The 22478-nt window shown below is 71.3% G+C and carries 23 protein-coding genes; 13 read left to right on the top strand and 10 right to left on the bottom strand.

All coding sequences use genetic code 11. From position 1 onward, the window contains the following. The 5 genes from queE to DN051_RS45025 all read left to right on the top strand — a co-directional run bounded on the left by queE (position 1) and on the right by DN051_RS45025 (position 4247). Complete coding sequence (queE, locus tag DN051_RS13545; protein ID WP_112438780.1) at positions 1-636, top strand: 7-carboxy-7-deazaguanine synthase; 636 nt, start codon at positions 1-3, stop codon at positions 634-636. Then, the gene (gene queD / locus DN051_RS13550; protein ID WP_112438781.1) at positions 636-992 is read left to right on the top strand and encodes a 6-carboxytetrahydropterin synthase QueD; all 357 of its coding nucleotides are present in this window, start codon (positions 636-638) and stop codon (positions 990-992) included. Before queE ends, queD begins: the two co-directional genes overlap by 1 nt. 4 nt (positions 993-996) lie before the next feature. Then, complete coding sequence (locus DN051_RS13555; protein ID WP_112438782.1) at positions 997-1770, top strand: GTP cyclohydrolase I FolE2; 774 nt, start codon at positions 997-999, stop codon at positions 1768-1770. A 396-nt stretch (positions 1771-2166) separates the two neighbouring features. Continuing rightward, positions 2167-2682, top strand: a complete 516-nt coding sequence (locus DN051_RS13560) for a VUT family protein (RefSeq protein WP_112438783.1) — start codon at positions 2167-2169, stop codon at positions 2680-2682. Positions 2683-3929: 1247 nt separating this feature from the next. Then, complete coding sequence (locus DN051_RS45025) at positions 3930-4247, top strand: hypothetical protein (protein WP_425471761.1); 318 nt, start codon at positions 3930-3932, stop codon at positions 4245-4247. 209 nt (positions 4248-4456) lie between these two features. Here DN051_RS45025 and DN051_RS13570 read toward each other — a convergent pair whose 3' ends face one another. Genes DN051_RS13570 through DN051_RS13590 form a run of 5 tightly spaced genes read right to left on the bottom strand, consistent with a single transcriptional unit; the run spans position 4457 to position 8634 of the window. Further along, on the bottom strand, positions 4457-5512 hold the full coding sequence (locus DN051_RS13570; protein WP_053757246.1) for a 3-oxoacyl-ACP synthase III family protein: 1056 nt from the start codon (positions 5510-5512) through the stop codon (positions 4457-4459). Positions 5513-5555: 43 nt separating this feature from the next. After that, a complete protein-coding gene (locus DN051_RS13575) occupies positions 5556-6368 on the bottom strand; it encodes an arylamine N-acetyltransferase family protein (protein ID WP_112438785.1) in 813 nt (270 codons plus the stop codon). A 28-nt stretch (positions 6369-6396) separates the two neighbouring features. After that, positions 6397-7206, bottom strand: a complete 810-nt coding sequence (locus DN051_RS13580; RefSeq protein WP_053757248.1) for an arylamine N-acetyltransferase family protein — start codon at positions 7204-7206, stop codon at positions 6397-6399. A 6-nt stretch (positions 7207-7212) separates the two neighbouring features. Beyond that, positions 7213-8211 carry an amidohydrolase family protein gene (locus tag DN051_RS13585; RefSeq protein WP_112438786.1) on the bottom strand — a complete coding sequence of 333 codons (999 nt, stop codon included), beginning with the start codon at positions 8209-8211 and terminating at the stop codon, positions 7213-7215. Positions 8212-8229: 18 nt separating this feature from the next. Next, positions 8230-8634 (bottom strand): YybH family protein, encoded by a 405-nt coding sequence (locus DN051_RS13590; protein WP_063797240.1) that lies wholly within the window; start codon positions 8632-8634, stop codon positions 8230-8232. 212 nt (positions 8635-8846) lie between these two features. Here DN051_RS13590 and DN051_RS13595 point away from each other — a divergent pair, with 212 nt between their 5' ends. Together DN051_RS13595 and DN051_RS13600 are read left to right on the top strand one after the other, a co-directional pair. Further along, positions 8847-9527: a flavodoxin family protein gene (locus DN051_RS13595; protein WP_063797237.1), complete on the top strand. Its 681-nt coding sequence runs from the start codon at positions 8847-8849 to the stop codon at positions 9525-9527. Positions 9528-9747: 220 nt separating this feature from the next. Further along, entirely contained in the window at positions 9748-10467 is a 720-nt protein-coding gene (locus DN051_RS13600) for an NAD(P)-dependent oxidoreductase (protein WP_234388683.1), read from the top strand. A gap of 83 nt (positions 10468-10550) precedes the next feature. Here DN051_RS13600 and DN051_RS13605 read toward each other — a convergent pair whose 3' ends face one another. Both DN051_RS13605 and DN051_RS13610 read right to left on the bottom strand, forming a co-directional pair. Continuing rightward, entirely contained in the window at positions 10551-11555 is a 1005-nt protein-coding gene (locus DN051_RS13605; RefSeq protein WP_053757384.1) for a 3-oxoacyl-ACP synthase III family protein, read from the bottom strand. Positions 11556-11890: 335 nt separating this feature from the next. After that, a complete protein-coding gene (locus DN051_RS13610; RefSeq protein ID WP_234388684.1) occupies positions 11891-12604 on the bottom strand; it encodes a TetR/AcrR family transcriptional regulator C-terminal domain-containing protein in 714 nt (237 codons plus the stop codon). A 182-nt stretch (positions 12605-12786) separates the two neighbouring features. Between DN051_RS13610 and DN051_RS13615 the strand changes: the two genes are divergently transcribed. The 6 genes from DN051_RS13615 (at position 12787) to DN051_RS13640 (ending at position 18824) form a co-directional block, all read left to right on the top strand. Beyond that, the gene (locus DN051_RS13615; RefSeq protein ID WP_053757252.1) at positions 12787-13458 is read left to right on the top strand and encodes an NAD(P)-dependent oxidoreductase; all 672 of its coding nucleotides are present in this window, start codon (positions 12787-12789) and stop codon (positions 13456-13458) included. A gap of 589 nt (positions 13459-14047) precedes the next feature. Further along, entirely contained in the window at positions 14048-15199 is a 1152-nt protein-coding gene (locus DN051_RS13620; RefSeq protein ID WP_053757253.1) for an IS701 family transposase, read from the top strand. Between the two features lie 308 nt (positions 15200-15507). Then, positions 15508-16680: a 3-deoxy-7-phosphoheptulonate synthase gene (locus DN051_RS13625; protein ID WP_112438787.1), complete on the top strand. Its 1173-nt coding sequence runs from the start codon at positions 15508-15510 to the stop codon at positions 16678-16680. Positions 16681-16732: 52 nt separating this feature from the next. Further along, complete coding sequence (locus DN051_RS13630) at positions 16733-17503, top strand: 2,3-dihydro-2,3-dihydroxybenzoate dehydrogenase (protein WP_053757255.1); 771 nt, start codon at positions 16733-16735, stop codon at positions 17501-17503. Between the two features lie 33 nt (positions 17504-17536). Beyond that, positions 17537-18160 (top strand): isochorismatase family protein, encoded by a 624-nt coding sequence (locus DN051_RS13635; RefSeq protein ID WP_053757256.1) that lies wholly within the window; start codon positions 17537-17539, stop codon positions 18158-18160. 109 nt (positions 18161-18269) lie between these two features. After that, positions 18270-18824 carry a glutamine amidotransferase-related protein gene (locus tag DN051_RS13640; protein ID WP_425471763.1) on the top strand — a complete coding sequence of 185 codons (555 nt, stop codon included), beginning with the start codon at positions 18270-18272 and terminating at the stop codon, positions 18822-18824. Positions 18825-18954: 130 nt separating this feature from the next. Here DN051_RS13640 and DN051_RS13645 read toward each other — a convergent pair whose 3' ends face one another. The 3 genes from DN051_RS13645 to DN051_RS13655 all read right to left on the bottom strand — a co-directional run bounded on the left by DN051_RS13645 (position 18955) and on the right by DN051_RS13655 (position 22344). Continuing rightward, positions 18955-20142 carry an FAD-dependent monooxygenase gene (locus DN051_RS13645; protein ID WP_112438788.1) on the bottom strand — a complete coding sequence of 396 codons (1188 nt, stop codon included), beginning with the start codon at positions 20140-20142 and terminating at the stop codon, positions 18955-18957. A 9-nt stretch (positions 20143-20151) separates the two neighbouring features. Next, on the bottom strand, positions 20152-21720 hold the full coding sequence (locus DN051_RS13650; protein ID WP_112438789.1) for a class I adenylate-forming enzyme family protein: 1569 nt from the start codon (positions 21718-21720) through the stop codon (positions 20152-20154). Between the two features lie 81 nt (positions 21721-21801). Next, a complete protein-coding gene (locus DN051_RS13655; RefSeq protein ID WP_112438790.1) occupies positions 21802-22344 on the bottom strand; it encodes an SRPBCC family protein in 543 nt (180 codons plus the stop codon). Positions 22345-22478 lie beyond the last annotated feature (134 nt).

Genomic DNA, 22478 nt, shown 5'->3' on the forward strand with positions numbered 1-22478 from the left:
ATGACCTATCTGATCAAAGAGATCTTCTACACCCTGCAGGGAGAGGGCAGCCACGCAGGGCGCCCGGCGGTCTTCTGCCGTTTTTCCCGCTGCAACCTGTGGACCGGCCGGGAGGCAGATCGCTCCCGCGCCATCTGCCAGTTCTGCGACACCGACTTCGTCGGCACCGACGGGGAAGGAGGCGGCCGGTTCGGCACTGCGGAGGATCTCGCCGATGCCGTCGAGGCCGCCTGGCCCAGCACCGACCGTGCCCACCGGTTCGTGGTGTGTACCGGCGGCGAGCCCCTGCTGCAGTTGGACGAGGGCGCCATCGCCGCCCTGCACGGCCGTGGCTTCGAAGTAGCGGTGGAAACCAATGGCACCCGGCCGGCTCCCCGCAGTATCGACTGGCTGTGCGTCAGCCCCAAGATCGGCTCCGACCTGGTCCTGACCAGCGGGGATGAACTGAAGCTGGTCTACCCCCAGGCCGGCGGCGACCCGGCTCAGTTCGAGGGGCTCGACTTCGAGCACTTTCGGCTGCAGCCGCTGGATGACGCCCATCGTGAGGACCACACCCGCGCTGCTGTCGAGTACTGCATGAAGAACCCGCGCTGGACACTCTCTCTCCAGACGCACAAGTATCTGGGAATTCAGTAATGGAAATCTTTCGCGAGTTCACCTTCGAAGCAGCCCACCGTCTGCCGCGCGTGCCCGAGGGCCACAAGTGCGCCCGACTGCACGGCCACTCCTACAAGGTCACCGTGCACGTGGAGGCACCCGTCGATCCAAAGGCGGGCTGGGTGATGGACTTCGGCGACATCAAGCAGGCTTTTAAGCCGATTGATGCACAACTCGACCATTACTACCTGAACGACATCGAAGGTCTGGAAAACCCCACCAGCGAGAACCTGGCCCGCTGGATCTGGGACCGGATGGCCGCAGAACTCCCTGCTCTGTCGGCAATCACCGTGCGCGAGACCTGCACCTCCGGTTGCACCTACCGAGGCGAGTAGCAGGATGCACGACATTCAAAACGAGGTCGACCACCGCGGCGTAGCCATCGACGAAGTAGGGATCAGCGGCCTGCGCTACCCCGTCACGTTCGATGACGGCCACACGCGCCAGCACGGTATCGCCGACATCAGCGTCACCGTTGGCCTGCAGGCCGACCGGCGCGGCACCCACATGAGCCGCATGATCGCCCTGGTACACGAGGAGGTGGCCACCCTCGCCCCGCAAGAGTTGCCCATCGCCCTCAAACGAGGGCTCGCTCTGCTCGAAGCCCCCACCTTGGCCATCGCACTGTCCCTGCCCGTCGCCACGGCCGTGACCGCACCCGCAAGTCAGCGGCAGTCGTGGCAAACCCACGACGTCACCATCACCGGCCGCATCACCGCCGACACCTGCACCGTCGCGACCACAGTGACCACCGACGTCACCAGTCTGTGCCCGTGTTCGAAGGCCATCTCCGACTACGGGGCCCACAACCAGCGCAGCGAAGTCACCCTCACGGTCACTGGGACCGCCGACGCGCCCTACCCCCTGGAGATCCACGAAATCGTCGATCTGCTGCGCAGTTCCGGTTCTGCCCCCGTCTTGCCCCTCATCAAGCGGCCCGACGAACGCGTCGTCACCATGCAGGCTTACGACCATCCCGTTTTTGTCGAAGACATCATTCGCGATATAAGCCTGGTATGCCGTGAAAAGGGCCTAAAGCATGCGATCAGGGCGAAGAATCTGGAAAGCATTCATAGCCACGACGCCATTGCCAGCCTGACCTTCTCTGGCTGAACCCACGCACACGCCCCAGGACGGGAAGGGGGGTGCCATCCCCCTTCCCGCGCCGCGCCTGCGGCGGCCAGACGCATCGTTCCACCCGAGCCCGCGGGAGGCGCCCACTGGCGGCTATGCACGCGCCCCGCAACCCGTACAGCGGGCCAGCACCCGCGACGCTGTCCGCCGCGCCCGCCATCGAGTGACCCGCTCGACTCCCTCAGCGTGGTTTCGCCGGCTACCCGACGCGGATCTTGCACACCCCGGAACCAGGCATTTATCCCAGCCTCACAGCACGGACCGGGGCCTTAAGAATGTCAGTGCCGTGTGCTGTGCTGTCTGCACATTCGCCCCACCGCCCGTTCCCGGCTGGAGCCGAGCGCACCACCCCACTACCGAGACAGAAAGTAGATCGTGAAGTCTCCCGCTCCTGCCGGTATTGCCACACTCATCGCTTACATCGCCACTATTCCGGCCGCCAACTTGGCCGTCACCCATTTCGGCGCGATACCCGTCGGCCTCGGCTACGTGGCGCCTGCCGGTGTCTACCTCGTCGGCCTGGCGCTTGTCTTGCGCGACCTTGCACGGGAGGCGGTCGGCCGAGGCGCCATCCTCGCCGCCATAGCCGTCGGCACCGTTCTCTCCTACCTTCTCGCTGACCCCAGCCTCGCCACCGCGTCAGCGATCGCCTTCGCCGTCGCTGAAACCATGGACTTCGTCGTCTACGAACCCCTGCGCAAGCGAGGACTACTGGTCGCAATACTGGCCTCGAACGCCGTCGGACTTCTGGCCGACAGCCTCTTGTTCCTCCACCTTGCCTTCGGCTCCTTCAATTTCCTGCCTGGACAAATCCTCGGCAAAGCGTGGATGACCTTCGCAGCCGTCGCAGTCCTGGCGCTACTGCGCCGCCGCTCACGCGCTATCGCCTGACCTTCCCAAGCTGTCCTCCACGCACGGCAGGAAACCTCACCGCAATCGCCTTCGCTCAGGCCCTGTGGGAGAAGGGAGTTCCCGGCGTTTGCGTCGTCACAGAGGCCGTGTCGTTGCAGGTGAGGGTCAGCAACTTCGGCGGAAGTGCGGCGAGTTGACCTACTTCTCGGTAACTCGCTACCGTCTCAGTAGAATTGAGGGGGCACACCCCAGCACACACTCCTCCACCCCACCAGCGCCGATGGAAAGCCCATTGGTGGTGCAGGGTTGGAGACCGGGCCTGTTGAGCGGCTGGCCGCAAGGGCTCAAATCTCGCTCAGGCTTTCGAACTCATGCAACGTCCGAGCAGTGCCTCTCCGTAATTTCATGACTACCTGATCGCCACGGGGGCGATCCACCGAGACCAGGTGGTTCCATGAGTGACACGGGCGTTCCGAGAACTGCGCCGACCCTTGTCCGTCTGAACTTCGCGAGGGTGGTCACGGCCACCGCCCCGGCAGCCGCTGACGATTCGAATCCCGACGTTCCGGTCATGGAGACCGCTGTGGTGAAGACGTCCTTCCCCCTTCGATGCACCGTGGAGGAACCCGCCGTCACTCACAACCAGCTCGCCCTCGGTGCCGCCGACTAGCCCGGCACCGTATCGGTGTCCGCGCCGTCGAGTGTCATCTGGTCCGTCACCGTCGGCCGAGGTGATCCCACCTCGGAGGACGCCCCCCACAACCAGTTCGGCAGCCCGTGAGTCTCATCCCCTGACGGCCTGACGGGGAGTGGAGGCGCCGGTGGATGAGCCTGAGGCCTTGCTGCGCCGTGGGGCGGATGCCAGCAGGTCGCCGCTTGGATGGAGGGCGCCGGCCGTTCTCGGCGCCGTCGTGCTGTGGATGACCTTCGGGCCGTTTGGGTCGTTTTGGGGTTATTTTCTTGGTTGGGTGGGGGTGCTGGCGGCTGCCGCTGGGGTCTCTCGCCTGGCTCACCGGCGGGGTTGGGCCAGCCGGCGCCCCTCCCCCGGCCGCCTCCTGCGTGCCCTCCCGACGCTCCGGCCCGAATCGCCGCTGCTCGATCCTCGTTGGGCCAGAGCCCGGCTCGCCGCCGTGGGCTTTCTCGTGTGCGCCGCCATTGCGGGGGTCATGGGATGGAGTGCCGCTCAGGAGTACCGGACACTGGCGGAGCTCCGGGATCAGGGGCACAGGACCGACGCGACCGTAGTGGGGATCACCAGTCGGTCGGAGGAAGGCCGGGCGACCGCCGTGACGGTGCGTTTCGGGACGGCGGCCGGATCCGTGCGCGCGGATGTCGACGTCTCGCTCAGTTCGGCGATCGGTTCGGAGCCGGGAGCCCGGATACCCGTGTCGTACAACCCGGCCGACCCCACCGAGGTCGTCCACGTCGACTACCTCGACGGACGCGACGCCGACGGAGTTCGGCAGGGTTCCATCGTCATCGGGTTGCTCGCGGCGGGCCTGCTGGCGGGGGCCGCTCGGGAGGCGGTTCGGGCCCAGCGGCAAACGGCTGCGGCTTCGGGTTCGGCCGGCAAGGGGCCGGGTTCCCTGCACGCCGGCGACTGACCGGGCAGACGCAACTCGTGATCACGTTTCGCCTCGGTGCGCTCGGCCACGGTTTGGCCCCCGCGCGGCCCGCCGTCCCGGAATCGGCGGGCCGACGCCTCAACAGGCGCTGTCGCGGGGTAACCGGAATGTATGCCTCCGGCGGCGAAAACGGAAGACCCCGGTCGTAGGAGGGCTCTCGCCCGGCTCCGTGGTCGCGGGTTCCGCCCTCACCCGCCCCCCGACCCCCAGTCCGTCCCCTCCACCTCCGCCGCCACCACATCCCCCGCCAGGCGGAAGACCAACGAGCCGAACAGGAACCCCGCTCCGATCGCGCCCAGGACGATGTGGTCGCCTCGGCGGGCCCGGCCCTCGTGGGCCAGGCGCCACAGGGCCGTCAGGGGGGAGGCCGCGGCCGTGTTGCCGAGGGTGTCGGCGGTGACGGGGACGCGTTCGGGGTCCGCGCCGGCCATCCGGCCGATCTGCCTCACCAGCTTGGCGTTCGCCTGGTGGACGGCGAATCCGCTGACCTCGTCCACGGTGACGCCGGCCGTCGAGAGCGCCTCGCCGAGGGACTTCGGGACGCGGGTCATCGCCTCGCGGAGCACCACGTTGCCGTCCATGAAGATGTACGGCGACCGGGGTGTGTCCGTCGTCGACGTGGGGACCTCCTGGTGCAGGCGCCAGTGGTTCGGCAGGCGTACGGCGTCCGAGAAGACGTTGCCCAGGTCGTAGCTGAGCAGCCCGTCGGGGCCGTCCGACTTGCGCAGGACCACCGCGCCCGCCGCGTCGCCGAAGAAGATCCTGGTGACGCGGTCGTCGGGGTCGGTGATCCCGGAGCCGCGCTCGGCGCAGACGACCAGGGCGGTCTCCAGGCCCGGCTCCTGGAGGAGGCAGGCGGCGGTGTAGATGCCGTAGGCGGCGGAGGCGCAGGCGTGCTGGGTGAGGTCGATGATCCGCGGGGTCTCGATGCCCAGGCGCTCGGCCAGGCTCACTCCCAGCGAGGGCATGATCCAGTCCGGGGTGGTGCAGGCGACGAGCAGGACGTCGACCTCGCGGGGCCGGACGCCGTCCGCCGCGAGGGCCTTCTCGGCGGCCTCGGCGGCGAGGTCCAGCACGCTTTCGTGCGGCTCGAGGAAACGGCGTTCGCGGATCCCCGTCTTCTTCTCTATCCACTCCGGCGTGGTGTCCAGCGTCTCGCAGAGCTCGGCGTTGGTGACCACCCTGTCGGGCAGTGCCAGGGCGACGCTGCTGGGGCTGACGGGTGCGAGTTCCCACCTGGGCATGACGGCCTCCTCCTCGGTTCGGGGCTCGGGGGTGGGGCGGCGCTCAGTTCTCCTCGAACGCCATGCGTACCGAGTCCCGGAGATAGATGCTCGGGGCGGGCCGTTTCTCCAGCGTGATCCCGAACCACTTCTCGTACGCCGCCAGCACCGCGGCGTCGCCGGCGAGTTTCTCGGTCGTCCGGTCGCCTCCCCTGGTGACGGTCAGCACGTCGTCCTTGAGGACGACCCAGCCGTCGTCCAGGGGCAGCGAGCAGAACATGTTCTGCAGGAGCATCGAGTCGGGGCTGGTCCGGTACCAGTAGATGACCTGGTCGAAGTCGGACAGGGCGGTCGGATCGTCGTGGACGCGGTACTGCGGTTTCCCGTCGCGCAGGATGTCGTGGGCGCGGTCGTCCACCTTCCGGACCGAGAAGACGCCGTGCGGGTCGTCCTGCGCCTCGGGCGAGTCGAGCAGGATCGGATAGCGGCTGCCCTTGCCGAACCCGACGTCGACGAGCCAGCGCGCGCCGTCGATCTCCGCCATGACCAGCAGGTGGTTGTACGGGTCGCGCAGCCGGCCGTCGATCCACACGCGCCCGTGGCGGACGTGCACGGTGAAGCCGAGGGCCTGGAGCAGGAAGTAGAAGGAGGAGTTGGTCTCGCCGCAGGCGCCGCCCCGGCGCTGGTGCACGATCTTGTCGACGATCCGCTCGTCCTTGTAGTGGATCTCCCTGCCGAGGTGGTAGTCGAGGCTTTCGAAAGGCACCGACATCACGTGCCGCTCGTGCAGATGCCGCAGTGCGGCGAGGTCGGGCCGGTCCGGGCGGTCCGCCGAGATGCGCTTCAGATAGGCGGCCGTCGTCGCTTCGTCCAGCATGCCGTTTCCCCTGGTGGTGTGGGTCGGATCAGGTGTCGAACGAGAAACGGAGCGAGTTGTTCAGGTGCGGGCTCGGTACCGGACGCTCCTCCAGCCTGATCCCGAACCACTTGTCGTACGCCGCCAGGACCGCGGCGTCGTCGGCGAGCTTCTCGGTGCGCCGCTCGTCCCCGGTGGTGACGGTCAGCACGTCGTCGCGCAGGCTGACCCAGCCGTTCTCCAGGGGCAGCGAGCAGACCAGGTTCTGGAGGAACGGGGAGTCGGGGCTGGTGCGGTACCACCACATCGTCTGCCGGAAGTCGATCAGTTCGACGGGTTCCTCGTGGAGGACGTACTGCGGTGTCCCGTTGCGCAGCACTTCGACGGACCGCCGGTCCAGGCGCCGGACGTGGAACTCGCCGTGCGGGTCGGGCTGGGCGTCCTCGGTGCCGAGGCGCAGCGGCTGCCGGCTGCTCTTGCCGAACCCGATGTCGGCGATCCACCGCTGCCCGTCGACGGCCACCGTCATCAGGATGTGGTGGTACGGCGGTGTCGTGACGCCGTCCCCGATGTGCACCCGGCCCTGGTGCAGGGTCACGTCGTAGCCCAGTGACCGGAGCAGGAACCAGAACGCGGTGTTGATCTCACCGCACAGTCCGCCGCGGTGCTCGTGGACGACCTTGTCCACAGCCCGTTCGTCCATGCAGATCTCGGCGCCGCGGTGGTAGTCGAGGTTGTCGAAGGGCACCGACAGCACATGCCGTTCGTGCAGGTGACGCAGGGTCTCGGCGTCCAGGCGCCTGGGGTGCCGCGCCGAGATGCGGTCCAGGTAGGCGGCGACGGTCTTCTTGTCCAGCACGGCGTCTCACACGTCCTTTCCGGTGAAGCGCGGGAAGAGTGCCTCGGCGTTGCCGTGGTCGAGCCGCGCCCGGTCCTCGGCGCCGAACCCGCCGTACCGCACCACCTGGTGACCGGTGTCGAGGGTGTACGACTCCGGCATGAGCGGGAAGTCCGAGCCGACCAGGATCCGGGTGGCCGGCGCGAAGGACCGCAGGGCGGCGAGCGCGTGCGGGTCGCCGGTCATGGCGATGTCGACGTAGAGCCGCCGCAGCGATCCGACGGGGTCGGCGGGGAGCCGCTCGGCCAGGGGCGGGCTGATCAGTCCGCCGCAGGCGAGCCGGCCGGCGTAGAAGGGGACGCCGCCCCCGCCGTGCGGCAGGATCACCGGCAGTTCGGGGAACCTCTCCAGCGTCTGGTTGTAGAGGAGTTGGCTGGCCACCCGGACCGTCTCGAAGGGGAACTCGTAGAGCGAGGCGGGCAGGCCGAGGCCGGGCTGGTCGGTGGCCGGGGGGAGGGTCGGGTGCACGAACAGCGGGCTGCGCCGGCGGGCCGCGGCGGCGAAGAGCGGGTCCATCGCCCGGTCCCCCACGTACAGCCCGGCGTAGTTGCTGACGAGCCCCACGCCGTCCAGGCCGAGAGTGTCGGCCGCGTACTCGAATTCCTGGAGTACGAGGTCCATATGGGGAAAGGGCAGGGTGGCGAAGGCGCCGAAGCGGCCGGGGTGCGCGGCGGCCAGTTCGGCGAGGTATTCGTTCACCCGGCGGGCGAATTCCGCGGCCGGCTTCGCCTCCAGGGTGGCCGGCACACCCGGCCACACGCTCACCACCGCGCCGCGAATGCCATGGCGGTCCATCATGTCGAGGCTTTTGCGCGCGTTCCAGGTCGGCCTTTCGATCCCGGGCAGAATGGTCGCTACGCCCAGGTTCTCCAGTTCACCGAGATAGAAGTCCGGCAGGATGTGGTGATGTACGTCGATGGCCCGCGACCACGGCTTCGACGCGGGCGCCGCTGTGCTTTCCGGCATGGGTCGCCGTCCCGGTGCTCAGGCCCGGCTCGTGCCGGGCGGATTGCTGATCAGGCAGCGCCAGACGCCGTCGGAGCCGCGCCGCAGGATGTCCGCGGCGGTGCCTTCCAGACGCAGGTGCTTGCCGTCCGGACCGGTTCCCTCGTGCACGTAGTCGCAGATCATGAGGGCCGTGTCGCCGGCCGTGTAGATGTGGCGGACCGACAGCTTGACGGGCAGGCGCTCGGGCAGTGTCTCCGCCGCCGCCTTCCACATCTGCTCACCGCTCTGGGCATGGCCGGGTGAGAGCACACGGACGGCCTGCGGGTCGAAGAGCTGCCGGATGCCTTCGATGCTGCCCGAGTTGAATGCCTGCTCGAAGGCGGCGGGAAGCTCCGCGGGATCGGTCGGAAGGGCGATCTGCTCGCCTGTGGGATTCACCATGGGGAACAGCACAGGGCACCGCCGCGGTGGCGCTCAACCGGGGTCCGGCCAGTTTGTCAGGTCGCGGACGGCGGGGAATCCGGCGGGAATTCGGTGACCTGACGAACTGTGCGGGGCGCTCCTGGGCAGCTCCTTCGCGTGGCGGTGAGGATGTCGCTTCGTGTCCCGGGGACGACGTTTTCCCGGCAACGACGAATGGCGAGGAGTGTTCCATGGTCAAAGTGGCCATCATCTTCCATTCCCGGAGCGGAAACATCTTCCGGCTGGCGTCGGCGGCGGCCGCGGCGGCGGAGAAGGCGGGCGCGGAGCCGAAGCTGCTGAAGGTTCCCGAGCTGCCCGACCCGATGGTGCTGGACAAGGAGGCCTACGCCGAACTGGGCGAGGCCACCCGCGACATCCCGGTCGCGACGCTGGAGGACCTCGTCGAGGCGGACGCGATCATGATCGGCACGCCGGTCCACTTCGGTCTGCCGGCGCCGCAGCTCCTGCACTTCTTCGACCGGTCCGGGCCGGTCGCGATCCCGGGAAAGCTGGCGAACAAGGTCGCGACGGTGTTCGCCTCCGGCTCGGCCGCGCACGCCGGGCAGCAGGCGACGATCATGGCCGTGCACAACGTGCTGTGCCACTGGGGCTGCCTGATCGTGCCGAACGGTTCGAGCGTGGAGGTCCTGGCGTCCGAGCACAACGGTTCGCCGTACGGCACGTGCAGCATCTCCCGGCACGCGCCCGACAATGTGCACGAGGACAACCTGCGGGCGATCGAGTACCAGACCCTGCGCCTGGTGGAGGTCGCCACCGCCTACGGGATCGGGCTCGGGCAGACCGAATCCGCCATCGAGTACGTCGACATGGGCTTCCTGATGAAGAAGTTCCCCCGTCTGTCCGTGGACTGAGCGGCACGGCAACTCCCGCACCCGCGGCGCCCCACCGGGCCCGCGGGTGCGTCGCGTGCGGCGGATGTGTCCCGTACCCGGCGCCTCCCGTGACCGGAGTCGCGTCGTGCGCCCGCGGGTGCGCAACCCCGGCTCTCAACCAGCGTTCCGCGCAATGGTACGTTGTTCTAGAGGCAGATCAGCGTACGAATGCCCGATCGATGTCCGGCAGGAAGTCGGCTTGCAGGAGGAACTCGTGAAACTGGTCATGTTCGGCGCGAACGGCCCGACCGGACGGCTGGCCACCGAGCAGGCGCTCGCCGAGGGCCATTCCGTCACCGCCGTGACCCGCCGGCCCGACGCGTTCCCGCTGAGCGGCGCCGGGCTGACCGTGGTCGGGGCGGACATCCTGGACCCCGACGCGGTGGACCGTGCGGTGGCCGGTCACGACGCGGTCCTGTCGACCGTCGGTGTGCCGTACACCAAGGAGCCGGTGACGGTGTACTCGGCGGGCACCGCGAACGTCGTCAAGGCGATGCAGACGCACGGCATCCGCCGCCTGGTCTGCGTCAGTTCGATCGGGGTGAACTACGAGGACGCCCCGGGCGAGGCCTTCATCTTCCGGAAGGTGATCGTGCCGGTGCTGCTCAAGATGGGCCGCCCTCTCTACGAGGACGCGGCGCGGATGGAGGACGTGGTGCGCGGCAGCGGACTGGACTGGACGATCATCCGCCCGGCCGGTCTCTTCGACGCGACCACCACGACCGACTACATCGTCAGCGAGCCCCGCCACCCGGGCTGGTTCACCTCGCGCAAGGACCTGGCGGACGCGCTGGTGCGCGAGGGCGTCGACGACCGCAATCCCGGTTCCGTCGTCGAGGTCATCACCACCCAGGGCGTGCCCAGCTACTTCCAGGTGTTCATGAAGGAAGCGCTGCACATCGGCGGCAGCAAGAAGTAGCCGCGGACCGCGCGGCAGCGGCCCGGACCCGTCGGCGGACGGGTCCGGGCCGCCGCCGTGTCGGGCGGGCCGGCCGGTGGCGGTCAGCCGGCCCGCAGCAGGGTCAGCCCCATGGACATGCCGCCGCCGAACGCCGCCAGCAGCACCAGGTCACCGTCGGCCACCGTGCCCGAACGGGCCAGCTGGTCCAGGGTGATGGGGACGGAGGCCGCGCCGGTGTTGCCGTAGCGCGTCACCGTGGTGGCCATCCGTTCCGAGGGGATGCCCAGGCGCCGGGACATGGTCTCCAGGAGCCGTCCGTTCGCCTGGTGCGGGACGAAGTGCACCGTCCGGTCGCGCCGCACCCCGTTGTCCGCGAGGAACTGCTCGATGCCGGGGACGACCCGGGTCTCCACGAACTCGGTCACGCCCCGGCCGTCCATGGCGAAGTACTGCCTGCCCTCGCGCAGCGTCTCCTGGGTCGCGGGCATCCGGCTGCCTCCGCCGGGTACGCCGATGAGGTCGCGGGCGGTGCCGAAGCTGGCCAGCCGGGTGGAGAGCAGCCGCTGCCGGCCGCCCGGGCCGAGCACGACGGCCCCGGCGCCGTCCCCGAACAGCACCGTCGTGCGGCGGTCGGTGGGCGAGAGGATGCGCGAGTACACGTCGGCGCCGATGACCAGGGCGTACTCGGCCGAGGTGCCGGCGAGCATCCGGTCGGCGATGGACAGCGCGAAGGCGAAGCCGCTGCACACCGAGTTCACGTCGAAGGCGGCGGTGCCGTGGCCGGCGCCCAGTTCGTCGGCGACGACACAGGCCGTCGCGGGCTGCGGGGAGTCCGGGGTGGAGGTCGCCACGACGATGAGGCCGAGGTCGGCGGCGCCGATGCCGGCCTGTTCGAGTGCGGCCCGGGCGGCGGCCACGGCGAGGTCCGAGGTGGCCTCCTCGGGCTTGGCCCAACGCCGTTCACGGATCGCCGTCTTGCGCAGGATGGCCTCCTCGGAGACCCCGACCAGGCTGCTCATGTCCTTGTTGTCGATGACGCGACTGGGTACGTAGGCCCCCGTACCGAGCACGCCCCGTGCACCCTGGGCGGCACCGCATGTGATCATGGTCTGCTCCAATGTCGTCCTGACAGGTACGGGCACACGCCGGCGTCGGCCGCGACAGGGAACAGGGCCAGTGGCAGGCCCCTCCGTCCGTGTGCCGTGCGCCCCGCCGCTCCCGGCGGCTCCGCCCGAGTGCCGGTCCGGCGCCGTGCGGGGAACGGCGTGCCGGGGCCCGCGCAGCCGCGTGGAATCAGAACAGTTCGCGCACGTCCCGAGGTCCAGCCGGTGCTCGCGGATCTGTCAGATGAGCCCGCGCGGAGGGATCGACTCCGGCCAATTCGGTGGCCGGAGCGGGGGACGTACGAGGAAGGAGGGGGACGTGGACGGCGCGCCGGGCGTCAGGCTCCGGGCGCGAGCTGGGCGTCCAGGCCGTCGAGGAGGTACTTCAGGCCCAGTCGGAAGTTCTGCTCCCAGTCGTCGTCGAGCATGTACTCGTACGTGCTGAGGGTGGGGTACCGGTCCTTCTGCAGGGTCAACCGCTCCTGCGCGGCGGTCCGTTCGTCGCTCGTCCAGCGCAGGCTCGACTGGCTCGCGGTGGAACCCTGGACGTGGTTGTACAGTACCCAGCAGGCGGCCTGGACCTGCCGCCCCTCGAATCCGGCCCGCGCCAGCGTCGCCTGGAGGAACTCCAGCCATGCGAGGAAGTTCGGTCCGATCGAGGGCCGTTGCCGCAGGGGCAGCGCCGCGGACCACGGGTGCCGCAGCAGCATGTCCCGGCATCCGGAGAGGAGTGCCACCACATTCTCCTGCCAGCTGCCGGTCCCCGGGTCGGGGAGCGGGGCCTCGGCGAAGATGGCGTCGATCGCCAGGTCGATGACGTCGTCCTTGGTGTCGATGTGCCAGTACAGCGTCGTGGCACCCGCGCCGAGTCGCTCCGCGAGACGGCGCATGGTCAGCCGCTCCATGCCCTCCTCGTCGAGCAGGGCGACGGCCGCCTCGGTGATGCGCTCCCTGGACAGCGGCGGCTCGTTGCGCGGTGTCGGCGGCTGCCGCAGCCAGACGCTCTGTGCGGCACCGGAGCTCGCGCGACCGCGGCTCCGTGGCTTGCTCACGATCTCACCCACCACCCTTTCCCGGCTCATCGTAATGGCGAGCCTCAGGGTAGTACATTGATCGGCGCTCCCGACCGACGTACCGGTGCCCGATCGACGTTCGAGACCAGGTACGCCGCCGTGCGTCCCCCACCGCACCCGCAGGCCTGGCCGTGCTACGACCGCACGCAAGGAGGGCACGCATGAAACTGGTCGTGTTCGGCGCCCACAGCCCGACCGGTCACCTGGTCACCGCCACCGCGGTGGCCGCGGGCCACACCGTCACCGCGATCACGGGGCGGCCCGCCGAGTTCCCCTTCTCCGACCGCGGGGTGCAGGTCGCCGACGCGGACCTGATGGACGCCGACGCGGTGGACTGGGTGATGTGGGGGCACGACGCCGTCGTCTCGGTGATCGGCGCGCCGCCCTCCAGAAGGCCGGTCACCGTGCACTCGCAGGGCGTCTACAACATCGTGAAGGCGATGGTGAACCACGGTCTGCGGCGGCTGGTGTGCGCGAGTTCCGCCGGCCTCGACGCGGTGGACCAGCCCCGGCGGGGCCGGCTGCGCCGCCGGGCGTTCCTGCCGGGCAGGCGCGCGGTGCACGAGGACGTGCTGCGGATGGAGAACGTGGTGCGCGAGTCCGGGCTCGACTGGACCCTGGTGCGGCCGGGCAGGCTGGTGAGCCGCGGCGACGTCACGGACTACCGTCTCGCCACGCACGCGGCGCCGCGCCGCTTCACCTCCCGGGCCGATCTCGCGCACGCCCTGGTCCGCGAGGCCACCGGCCGCGGCCGGGTGCGGGAGACCGTGTACGTCACCACCGGGCACCTCGCGGCCACCTTCCGCTCCGCGCCGCGGAATTGCGATACGTAATACTCGCACGGATGCGTCCGCTCATGCCGAGCGCGAATGAACAGTGGATTTCGGCGAACGGTGTGTGCACGGCGGACGGAACGCGCGGTGGAATCGCCGAGCGCCGGGATCGAGGGTGACACTGACAGTCGGTCACTTCGGCCGCCCGGGACAACGGGTCGCGCGCGGCCCGGCCGACACGTTCTCCCTCCTCAGCCCCGTAGGTGACAGATGTAGATCCGGTCAGTGGTGGACAGGTCTATACGTCGATAAAGTTGTGCCCGATTTGGTCGAATATCGCGGCATCGGGCGTTGCGGCCGCGGCACATGAGGCGCTGACCGACCCCCGCGGGAGGGGTACGGCTGCCGCACGCCCGCGAACAGTCATGGGAAAGGCGCCGTTCGCCCTGTGTGCACATGAGCGATGAGGGGTGCGCCGGCGCGTTCACCCAACCGTCCGCGGGCCGCTTCTCCGGTCCGGCGCGAGCATCTACTCGGGGGTCATTTCGTGAATGCATCCTGGTTGCCGCTGATCGATTTCGAGAAGGGAAGCCAGAAAGCGGGTCGATTATTCACTGAAACAGATCCGTCTGATGATTTACTGCGGCAAATGTCGAGGTCCTTGTTCGCCTCGCTGCCACGCGCCGACCAGCGGAAGAAGGGCGTCGAGTACGTCAGGGGCCTGTTGGAGGCGCCGGGCCGCAAGTCGATAAGGAACATCGCGAATCTGATAGGCGGCCGGGCGACCGATCAGAGCCTGCACCACTTCATCAGTGAGTCGACCTGGGACTGGACGCCGGTGCGCCAGGCGCTCGCCCGTTATCTGGTGCCCCGTCTGCCGGCGGAGGCCTGGGTGGTGCACAGCACGGTGATCCGCAAGGCGGGGCAGCACTCCGTGGGAGTGGACCGCCGGTTCGTGCCCGCCGAGGGACGTGTCCTCAACGCCCAGCAGGCCGTCGGCGTCTGGGCCGCCTGCGGCGGCCGCAGCAGCCCGGTGGACTGGGGCCTTCATCTGCCCCAGGCGTGGATCGACGACCGCTCGCTGCGCAGCCGGGCCTCGATCCCGGACAGCGCCGGGGCCGAGACGCTGTCGGACCGGGCCGCGAAACTCTGCGTGGACATGGTGTCGGAGTGGGCGATGCCGGTACGGCCGGTGGTGCTCGACGCCTGCTCCCTCAACGCGGCCATGCTCTTCGACCGCCTGGGCCGCGTGGGCATCCCCCTGCTGGCCAGGATCGACCCCTCGCTCCCGCTGATCGTCAACGACGCCGCCCTGACCGGGCACCGGGGTTCGGCGAGCATGCCGGCCTGCGAGGTGGTCCGGGCGGCCAACGGCAGCCGGCAGCCGGTGCGGTGGCGGCTGCCGGGCCACGGGGGCGGTGCGCGCTCGGGGCTGCTGGCGAGCGTGACCGTGAAGCTCCCCTCGGGGCGGACCGGAAGGCTGCGGGCCGGGCACGGCCGGCGGCTGACGCTCGTCGGTCTGGCCGAGAGCCGCCGGCCGGACGGGACCCAGCTGTGGCTGACCGATCTGGCGGACCGCCAACCGGCCGTGGTGCTCCCGCTGTTCACCCTGCTGGACCGGGTCGAGCACGACTACTTCGAGGTGGCCAAGAGCGTCGGCGTCGAGGACTACGTGGGCCGCTCGTTCGACGGCTGGCACCGGCACATGACCCTCGCCTCGGCCGCGCACGCCGTCGCCGTGCTGTCCTGCGCCCGGCGGCCGGCCGGCCGGCGGGCGGGCGGAGCGGCACACGGCACCTGACGAAGTCCGCCACGGCGTGTTGTCGCGCCCCGGCCCCGACCACAGGATCGGTGTGTCGGCCGGCCCGCTCACCACGGCAACCCCCACGCCGCTGGAGCGGGCCGGTGCGGCGGGCGGCCGGGGCGGCTCGTCCGCCGGCCGCCGTGGCGGCCCGCCTCGCCCGCCCGTGCGGGCTCGTGCGCCGCTCACCTCCGCGTCCTTCGGACCCCGGGCCCCCGGCCGGCGACCCGCCGCGTGCCGGGGCCCGGGTGCCGCCCGGCGACCGCGGGACGTACCCACGGACCGTCCATCCGCAACGGGAGACTTCAGTGGACAACCCTGTGCTCGACATCGGATCGAAACCGGCCCGGCAGCAGCCGAGGTGGGACGACACGGAGACGGCCCGTCGGGTACGGCGGCACCTGCTGGCCTCGCCGGGACTGGTGGCCCCCGAGGAGGTGCGCACCCTGCGCTCGGCGCTCGCCGAGGTGGCCGCCGGACGGGCCCTCGTGGTGCAGGCGGGCGACTGCGCCGAGGACCCCGCCGAGTGCACCGCGGGCCATATCGCCCGCAAGGCGGGCCTGCTCGACGCGCTCGCGGCCGAGCTGCGGGCCGGCACGGGCCGGCCGGTGCTCCGGGTGGGCCGGATGGCGGGGCAGTTCGGCAAGCCGCGCTCCAAACCGACCGAGTGGGTCGGCGACGTCGAACTGCCCGTCTACCGCGGCCACCTGGTCAACGGCCCCGAGCCGGACGCCCGCAGCAGGCGGCCGGACCCGCTGCGCATGCTGTCCTGCTACCGCGCCTCCGCTGCGGTACTGCGAAATCTGGACCGGTACCGCACGCAGGGACGGCCGGGGACCGGAGCGCGGGTGTGGACGAGTCACGAGGCGCTGGTGCTGGACTACGAGGTCCCGCTGGTGCGCCGGGACCCGGCCGGGGCGCTGTTCCTCACCTCCACCCACTGGCCGTGGATCGGTGACCGCACCCGCCAGCCGGACGGCGCCCATGTCGCGCTGCTCGCCGCGGTCGCCAACCCGGTGGCCTGCAAGGTGGGACCCGGTATGACGGTGGAGGAACTGCTCGCGCTGTGCGAGCGCCTGGACCCCGCCCGCGAGCCCGGCCGGCTCACCCTGATCGGCCGGATGGGCGCGGAGTCGGTGGCCCACCGGCTGCCGCCGCTCGTGGCGGCCGTGCGGGCGGCGGGGCACCCCGTCGTCTGGCTGTGCGACCCGATGCACGGCAACACGGTGACCGCGCCGGACGGGCGCAAGACGCGCTATCTGGACTGGATCGTGCGCGAGGTGCGGGACTTCCGCGGCGCGGTGCGCGCGGCCGGCGGCGTCGCCGGCGGCCTGCACCTGGAGGCCACCCCGGACCGGGTGGCCGAGTGCGCGGCGCACCCGTCCGACACCGACCGGGACCGCGAGCCCTACACCAGCCTGTGCGATCCGCGGCTCGGCCCGGACCAGGCGGTGGCCGTGGTCTCGGCCTGGGGCGCGTAGGCCCGTCGCGCACGACCGAACCCATTCGACCCCGTACGGAGGAGGACCCCACATGGACGGGAAGATCGCCCTGGTCACCGGAGCGGCCGGCGGGATCGGCGCCGCGGTGGCCCGCTCGCTCGGCGAGCGGGGCGTCGTGGTCGTCGCGGTCGACCGCGACGCCGACGGGCTGCGGCGGACGGTGCAGAAACTGGCCGCGGACGGGGTGACGGCGCGGGCGTTCCCGGCCGACATCACCGACCGAGCCGCGGTCGACGCGCTCGTCGACTCGGCCGAACGGCGGCTCGGCCCCCTGGACTTCCTGGTCAACGCGGCCGGTGTGCTGCACCTGGGCGAGGCCCGGCACCTGAGCGACCAGGACTGGGACGCCACTTTCGCGGTCAACGCCACGGGCGTGTTCGTGATGTCGCGCGCGGTCGTCAACCGGATGGTGCCGCGCCGCGGCGGCGCCGTCGTCACCGTCGCGTCGAACGCGGCCGGCACCGCGCGCACCGGGATGGCCGCGTACGCCGCGTCCAAGGCGGCGGCCACCATGTTCACCCGGTGTCTGGGGCTGGAGGTGGCCCGGCACGGCATCCGCTGCAATCTGGTGGCGCCCGGCTCCACCGACACCCCGATGCTCAGCTCGATGTGGCGGGACCGCAGCGGCCGGCAGACCACGATCGCCGGGCGGCCGGAGGAGTACCGGGTCGGCATCCCGCTCGGCAGGCTGGCCCGGCCCGCGGACGTCGCCGACGCCGTGACCTTCCTGCTGTCCGACCGGGCCGCGCACATCACCCTGCACAGCCTCACCGTGGACGGCGGCGCCGCCCTCGGCGTATAGCCCCGCGCGACCGGACGAGGCGGAGAGAAGACCATGACCGGGATACCCCTCATCGAACCGTACGAGCTGCCGAGCGCGCGTGAACTGCCCGATCCCGTCCCGAGCTGGCGGGCCGACCCGGGGCGCGCGGTCCTCCTGGTGCACGACATGCAGTACTACTTCCTGCGGGCGCTGCCGGGCCCGCTGCGCGCACAGCTGCTGGGCAACACCGCGCGGCTGCGCGAACGCTGCGCCGCACTCGGGATCCCGGTCGCCTACACGGCGCAGCCGGGCGCCATGGACGATGTGCAGCGGGGGCTGCTCAAGGACTTCTGGGGGCCCGGTATGCGGGGCCTGCCCGGCGACCGCGAGATCACCGCGGAACTGGCGCCCGGCGGCGGCGACTGGCTGTTCACCAAGTGGCGCTACAGCGCGTTCTTCCGCTCCGGTCTGCTGGAGCGGATGCGGGCGGACGGGCGCGACCAGCTCATCCTGTGCGGGGTGTACGCGCACGTCGGTGTGCTGATGACCGCGGTCGACGCGTTCAGCAACGACATCGAGACGTTCCTGGTGGCCGACGCGGTGGCCGACTTCTCCGCCGACCGCCATCGGCAGGCACTCGACTACGCGGCGCGCTGCTGCGCCGTCGTCTCCACGGTCGAGGAGGTCGTCGCGTGACGTCCGTTCTGCTGGACACGGTGCCGGCGCCGCGGCCCGCGCCGTTCGCGCTGCCGCACCGGGCCACCGCGGACGGCGGCCGCCGGCGCCGGCCGGCACCCGGGTGCTGGTGGTCGACGCCGAGGACACCTTCACCGCGATGCTCCACCACCGACCGCGCTCCCTGGGGCTCGCCGTGACGGTGCGCCGGTTCGGCGAACCCTGCCCGCTCGACGACCACGACCTCGTGGTGCCCGGTCCCGGCCCGGGGGATCCGCGGGACACCGGGCATCCGAAGGCCGCGCGGCTGCGCGCGCCCGCCGACACGCTGCCGGCCGGGCACCGGCCCTTCCCCGCCGTGTGCTTCAGCCACCAGGTGCTGCGCGACCGGCTGGGGTTCGAGCTGGTCCGCCGGAAGGCGCCCGACCAGGGGACGCGGCGGGAGATCGACCTGTTCGGGGCGCGCGAGAGCGTCGGCTTCCACAACCCGTTCGCCGCCCGGTCCCGCGAGGACAAGGTGGAGTGCGAGGGCGTGGGCACGGTGGAGGTGAGCCGGGACCGGGACACCGTGGAGGTGCACGCGCCGCGCGGGCCGCGGTTCGCGTCCGTGCAGTTCCACGCCGAGTCGGTGCTCACCCGGGACGGGGGGTGCATCATCGCCGGACTGCTCGCCGACCTCGTATGAGCGGACACCCCGAAGCGGCTGCACGAAGGGTCCTGGCCCTTCGTACAGCCGCCTTTTCGCGTGGTGCGGGGTGGCCGCCCGCCGTCTCAGCGGCCGGCGCCGACAGCGCGTGCCCGCAGCCGGCCGCCGCTCATCGGCGGGCTCCGGTGGCGGACCCCTGGGGCTCGTGCAGCCAGGCCACGTGGTCGTGCAGGGGGGTGCCGGACAGGGCCGACAGCATCTCGTTGCGTGCCTTCGCCGCGGCGCCGGCCGGGTGCCACAGGCGGGTGCTCGCCCGGGCCGCGCGGGTGATCCGGGCGGTACGGTCGCGGCGTTCGGCGTTGTACGTCTCGAACCGGTCGGCGATCGTGTCCGTCCCGTCGTCCAGCAGGTCGCCCAGCGTCACCGCGTCCTCCAGGGCCTGGCAGGCGCCCTGGGCCGCGTAGTGCAGCATCGGGTGCGCCGCGTCGCCGAGCAGGGTCACCCGGCCGTCGGTCCAGCGCTCCACCGGGTCCCGGTCGACCAGCACCCACGACTTCCACTCCTCGCCGAGCGCCAGCAGCCGCCGCGCGGTCCCGCCGAGGGCGGCGAACGCGGACAGCACCCGCTCGCGGTCCACGGGGACGCCGGCCAACGCCTCGGTGGCGCCGTTCTCCACGCTCGGCGCGAGGTTGAGGTACCGGCCGCCGCCGATCGCGTAGTGCACGAAGTGGCGGCCCGGACCCGCCCACCAGGTCACCGCGTTCCACCGCAGGTCCTCGGGGACCCGCTCCATCGGGACGACCGTGCGGAACACGGTGATGCCCGAGACCCGCGGCTCGCCGTCGCCGACGAGCTGCCGGCGGATCGCCGAGTGGATGCCGTCGGCACCGATCACCGCGTCACCGGTGACCGGTTCGCGGTCGTCCAGCAGGACCGTGGCGCCGGATCCGTCCTGGCGGTAGCCGGTGGCGCGGCAGCCGGAGCGCAGCTCGACCGCGGGCGAGCGGCGGCAGGCGTCCAGCAGCAGCCGGTGCAGCTCGGCCCGGTGGACCACCACGTACGGGTTGCCGAAGCGGCGCCGGTAGGTGCCGGTGAGCGGCAGGCTCGCCACGTGCTCACCGCTCACGCCGTCCATGAACCGCAGTTCGCCGATGTGCACGGCCAGGGCGCGCACGGCGTCGCCGAGGCCCAGCCGGTCCAGGGCGTGCAGACCGTTCGGCGCGAGCTGGATGCCCGCGCCGAGCTCGGCGAACTCGGCGGCCCGTTCCAGTACGACCGCCCGGTGTCCGCGCCGGGCCACGGCGACGGCCGTCGCCAGCCCGCCGATGCCGCCCCCGACGACGATCAACTTCGCCATCGCCGCCCCCTACTCGCCCCGGCCGGCGGCCAGCAGTTCGGCCAGCCTGAGCCGTTTGATCTTCGTGGTGGCGGTCTGCGGCAGGTCCGACAGCCGCCACTGCACCGGTTCGGCCATCGCGGGCAGCCCGGCCGCCGCGCGGCGCCACGCCTCCCGGTCGAGGGGACCGCCGTCCTTGGTGCACACCACGGGGACGGCCCTGCCGTCCGGGCCGGAGATGATGATCACCTCGGCGAGTTCGTCCAGCCGCGCGAAGAGGGTGTCCTCCGCGGCCAGTGTGCTGCCGAACCCGGGGATCAGGTCGACCTCGCGGTCGAGCAGGTGCAGGCACCCCCAGCGGGACTTGAAGCCGACGTCGCCCATCCGCCACCAGCCGTCGTCCAGCTGCCGGGCGTACCGGTCGTCCTCGCCCAGGTAGGTGGTGATCCGTCCGTCGCTGCGCACCTCGATGTGACCGGGGTTCTCCGGCGAGGGCGGCCGTCCGTCGCGGCTGACCACCCGCACCCCGGTCATGCCGGGGAAGGGCATGCCGACGCAGCGGCCGTCGGCGTCGGGGGCGTGCCGTCGCGTGAAGGCGCGCACCACCGTGGGGCCCACCTCGCTCTGCCCGTAGAGCTGCCCGAACAGCGCTCCCCTGCGGCGGGAGGCACGCAGCAGCCGGTGCACCGTGCGCGGGTGGATCGCGTCGAAGGTGCTGCTGAACAGCTTGACGTGAGCCAGCGGTCCGCGCGGGTCGTCGGCCAGTTCCTCCCAGCGTATGAAGGAGTTGGGGTGCGCCTCCAGGATGCCGGGGCGGACCCGGGCGAAGAGGTCGGCGGCCCGCACCGGGTCGTCGTCGGCGAGCACGACGATCGGGAAGCCGTTCAGCAGCGAGATCGCCAGCGCGGTGAACAGCCGTGAGTGCACGAAGGACACATGCATGGCCACGGTCTCCCGCCCGCGTACGACCGGCGCGATCGCCAGTCGCTGCGGGCGGTAGCGGGCCTGGAGGGTGCGCCCGGTGTGCACGGCCAGCTTGGGGACGCCGGTGGTCCCGGAGGTGTGGGTGATCAGCGCCGGGTGATCGGGGGGCATGGTCACCGGCGGTACCCGGCGGACACCCGCGAAGTCCCCCAGTTCGACCGCTCGGGCGTGCGTGCCGGAGGCGAGCAGCACGCTCTCGGCGAGGTCGAAGACCGCGGCGGGCAGCGCCGTGTCCAGCTTGGCCCGGTCGGTGACCAGGTGCGGCCGGTCGGCGCGCCGCACCAGTTCGGTGACCGTCTCGCCGTCGAGCTGGGGCGAGAGCAGCACCGGCACCGCTCCGATCCGGCTGATCGCGCAGGCCAGCAGGGGGATGTCGAAGCTGTCCGACTTGTGGACCACGACGCGCTCACCGGGCCGGATCCGCGCCGCCCGGAGCCGCGAGGCCAGGTCCGCGACCAGGTCCGCCAGTTCCGCGACGGTCGCCCGGCGGCCGAGGTCCGGCGCGAGGTCCAGGTCGTGGTCGAGGATGAGCACGTTCGCCGGATGCCGGGACGCCGCGCGCTCGAAGAGCGTCCCCAGCCGGATTCCACGGTTTCCTGTGCGCTGAAGCAGCATCTGTCCGCCTTCCGCCGGTTGCTGCGGAGAATCAGGGATCGGGTCGGGAGGTGGTGCGAGCGGTGCGCGGGGAGCGGGGGGTCAGGCCTGCTCGACGATCCGCTTGACGCGCCGCACGGTCGCCGCGAGGTCGTCGGCGAGCTTGGCCGTCCAGTCGCCGAAGAAGCGCCGTTTCTCGGCCGCGTCCATGTCGGCGGTGATGCCGCGGATGCCTTCGGTGGGCCTGCCCATCCAGAAGCCGTGCACCAGGACGCAGCCCCGGCCGGCGGCCTCGATCTCGAACGACCAGACGCTCTCCTGCCGTTGCCCCGAGCTGTCCCGGATCGCCCAGCGGAAGCAGCGGCCCGGCTCGGCCTCGACGACCTCGGAGTCGGTGGTCCACGCGCCGCGTACGACGGGCGCCCAGGCGACGACGTCGGCGGGCCGCTGGTTCTCGCCCCGGAAGACCGCGCCGACGGTGCCGGGGGTGCCGGACACCCACCGGCCGCCCGTGCACTCGACGCTCCACTCCCCGCTGCGCGTCAGGTCGCTGACCGCGGCGTACACCCGGTCCGGGGGCGCCGCGACCTGCGTGCGGGCGCTGACCTGGAACAGGGCTGGGTTCTCGAGTTCGGTGTCCGTCATGGCCGGAAGCCTCGCGAGTGGCACGGAACCGGGTCAACGAGCGCCGCCCGGGTCCGTCAAGTCGCCGGGCGGCGACGCGTTCGAGCGCCGCGGGGTGTCAACGGGCCCGGTGCCGGGGTGTCATCGGCCCTGTG

The sequence above is a fragment of the Streptomyces cadmiisoli genome, from assembly GCF_003261055.1.
Classification (GTDB): Bacteria; Actinomycetota; Actinomycetes; order Streptomycetales; family Streptomycetaceae; genus Streptomyces; species Streptomyces cadmiisoli.